This is a genomic window from Methylobacterium indicum (assembly GCF_001043895.1).
GTDB lineage: Bacteria > Pseudomonadota > Alphaproteobacteria > Rhizobiales > Beijerinckiaceae > Methylobacterium > Methylobacterium indicum.
Genome location: NZ_JTHF01000388.1, coordinates 1 through 2783 on the forward strand (window position 1 = coordinate 1; position 2783 = coordinate 2783).

Consider the following 2783-nt stretch of genomic DNA (forward strand, 5'->3'; position numbering starts at 1 on the left):
GGGAGAGGGGGTGCTGCTTCACGGGAACGACGCTCCGCTCACGCGGCCTTCGGCGTCCCGGCGTCGGTGCGCTTCACGTCGTAGCGGTCGAGCATCATCAGCTTGTGCCAGACCTTGACGAAGTCGCGCACGAACCGCTCCTGACCGTCGCGGCCGGCATAGATCTCGACCACCGCCCGGAGCTGCGCGTTCGCGCCGAAGACGAGATCGCAGCGGGTCGCCGTGAACTTCGTCTCGCCGGTCTGCCGGTCGTCGAGGGTGAAGGCGTGGCCTGCCGCATCCGCCTTCTTCCACTCGTAGTCCATGCTGGTCAGCACGGTGAAGAAGTCGTTGGTCAGCACGCCGACGCGGTCGGTGAAGATCCCGTGCCGCGAGCCGTCGTGGTTGAGGTTGAGCGCCCGCAGGCCCCCGGTCAGCACCACCCATTCCGGCGCGGTGAGCGCCAGGAGGTTGGCCTTGTCCAAGAAGACCTCCTCGGGCGCGACGCGGCCCTTGGCGATCTCGGCGAAGGACGGGTCGACGTAGTTGCGGAACCCGTCGACCAGGGGCTTCAGCCACTCGAAGCTGTCGGCGTCGGTGAGCGCGTCGGTGGTGTCCATCCGGCCCGGCACGAAGGGCACCGGCGTCGCCGCACCCGCCGCCTTCGCGGCCTCCTCGACGGCGGCGCAGCCGCCGAGCACGATGAGGTCGGCGAGCGAGACCTTCTTGCCCCCGGCGGCCTTGCCGTTGAACCCGGCCATGATCGTGCGCAGGCGCTCGATCACCGGCAGGGTGCGCCGGTTGACGGTCCAGCCCGATTGCGGCGCCAGCGCCAGCCGCGCGCCGTTGGCGCCGCCGCGCTTGTCGCTGTTGCGGTAGGTCGCGACCGACGAGAAGGCCGTGAAGGCGAGATCGGAGACCGACAATCCGGTACCCAGGATCTCCGCCTTCAGGGCGGCGATGTCGGCCTCGTCGATCAGCGGGTGGTCGACCGGCGGGATCGGATCCTGCCAGATCAGGTCGTCCTCGATCTTGGTCTCCGGTCCGACGTAGCGCTCCTTCGGGCCCATGTCGCGGTGGGTGAGCTTGTACCAGGCCTTCGAGAATTGCAGCGTGAAGTAGTCGAAGTCAGACAGGAATTTTTCGCAGATCTCGCGGTAGACCGGGTCGGTCTTGAGCGCGATGTCGCTCGTCATCATCATCAGAGGATGCGACTTGCCCGGGATATGGGCGTCGGGCGTGCGCGGCGCGTCCGGGTCGGTCGGCTCCCATTGCAGCGCGCCGGCGGGGCTGCGGGTCTGCTTCCACTCGAACTTGAACAGGTTCTCCAGGTAGCTGTTGTCCCAGGTCGTCGGATTCTGCGTCCACGAGCCCTCGATGCCGTTCGTCATCGTGTTCTCGGCCGCGCCGGTGCCCTCCGGGTTGTGCCAGCCCAGGCCCATCGCCTCGATCGGGGCGATCTCCGGCGGCGGGCCGATCCGGTCGGCCTTGACCATGCCGTGGCTCTTGCCGAAGGCGTGGCCGCCGGCGATCAGCGCCACGGTCTCCTCGTCGTTCATCGCCATGCGGGTGAAGGTCACCCGGATGTCGCGGGCCGAGCCCATCGGGTCGCCGTTGGCGTAGGGGCCTTCCGGGTTGACGTAGATCAGCGCCTGGTGCGAGGCCGCGAGCGGATTCTCGAGGTCGTAATCGGCGTCGCCGTTCTTGCCCTGCCAGCGCTTGTCGCGGTTGACCATCTCGTCGAAGGACTTGACGTTGGTCGGGTCCCACAGCTCGGGGCCCCAATAGGTTGCGTTGTCGGCCTCCCAGGCATCCTCGCGGCCGCCGGCGAAGCCGTAGGTCGGGAAGTTCATGATCTCGAGGGCGCAGGTGCCGGTCAGCACCATCAGGTCGGCCCAGGAGAGGGCGCTGCCGTATTTCTGCTTGATCGGCCAGAGCAGGCGGCGCGACTTGTCGGTGTTGCCGTTGTCCCACCAGCTGCTGATCGGCGCGAAGCGCTGCAGGCCCTGGCCGGCGCCGCCGCGCCCGTCGGCGATGCGGTAGGTGCCGGCGGAGTGCCAGGCCATGCGGATCATCTGCGGGCCGTAATTGCCGTAATCGGACGGCCACCACGACACCGAGCTGGTCAGGAACTGCTTGATGTCCCGCTTCAGCCCCTCGTAGTCGAGGGCCGCGAAGGCCGCGCGGTAATCGAAGTCCGGGCCGAGCGGGTTCGCCTGCGGGCCGTTCTGGTGCAGCGTCTCGACGCGCAGGCGGTCGGGATACCACTCCTCCAGGGTGGGCGGCGTCGCGAGGGCGCCGCCGACGCGGTCGCCGCCGAAGGGGCACTTGCCGGACAGGACGTCTTTATAGGTTTCCACGCCGTCGATCCTTCTGTGCCGACCGCGCCTGAGCGATCGGGAGGGGCGAGCGGGCGGCCTTCCCCACGGAAGCCGTCCCGCCCGGAAATCGTGCGATGAACCGTCTGGCGATCATACTAGTATGGGGTATGCGAAGGAGGCTGCCCCGCCGGGCGATGGACGAACCCGTCCTCGGCATCGACTCTGGACAACGATCCCTCATCCCGGCCCCGGACCGACCATACGGTGCGCGGACGCAGATAGGCGCCGCTTCCGTTGCGGCCACTAAATTCGCGTTCACCGCGGCACGCGGTCTCGGGCCGCTTCCCGGACGTCGCGGGCTTTCGGGGTTCGGCGCCTTTTGGCTACCGGCCAGCGCGCGCGCAGGCCCATGCCCCGCGCTCCCGCAGGCCGGCCGACGCCCAGCAGATTTCGCCGAAGTGGACACCGGTTCGGCGGCAAAAA

At 68.5% G+C, this 2783-nt stretch carries 1 protein-coding gene; it reads right to left on the reverse strand.

Annotation, left to right across the window (positions count from 1 at the left end):
* Positions 1–38 precede the first annotated feature (38 nt).
* On the reverse strand, positions 39–2348 hold the full coding sequence (katG, locus tag QR78_RS30585; RefSeq protein ID WP_048431403.1) for a catalase/peroxidase HPI: 2310 nt from the start codon (positions 2346–2348) through the stop codon (positions 39–41).
* Positions 2349–2783: the final 435 nt, after the last annotated feature.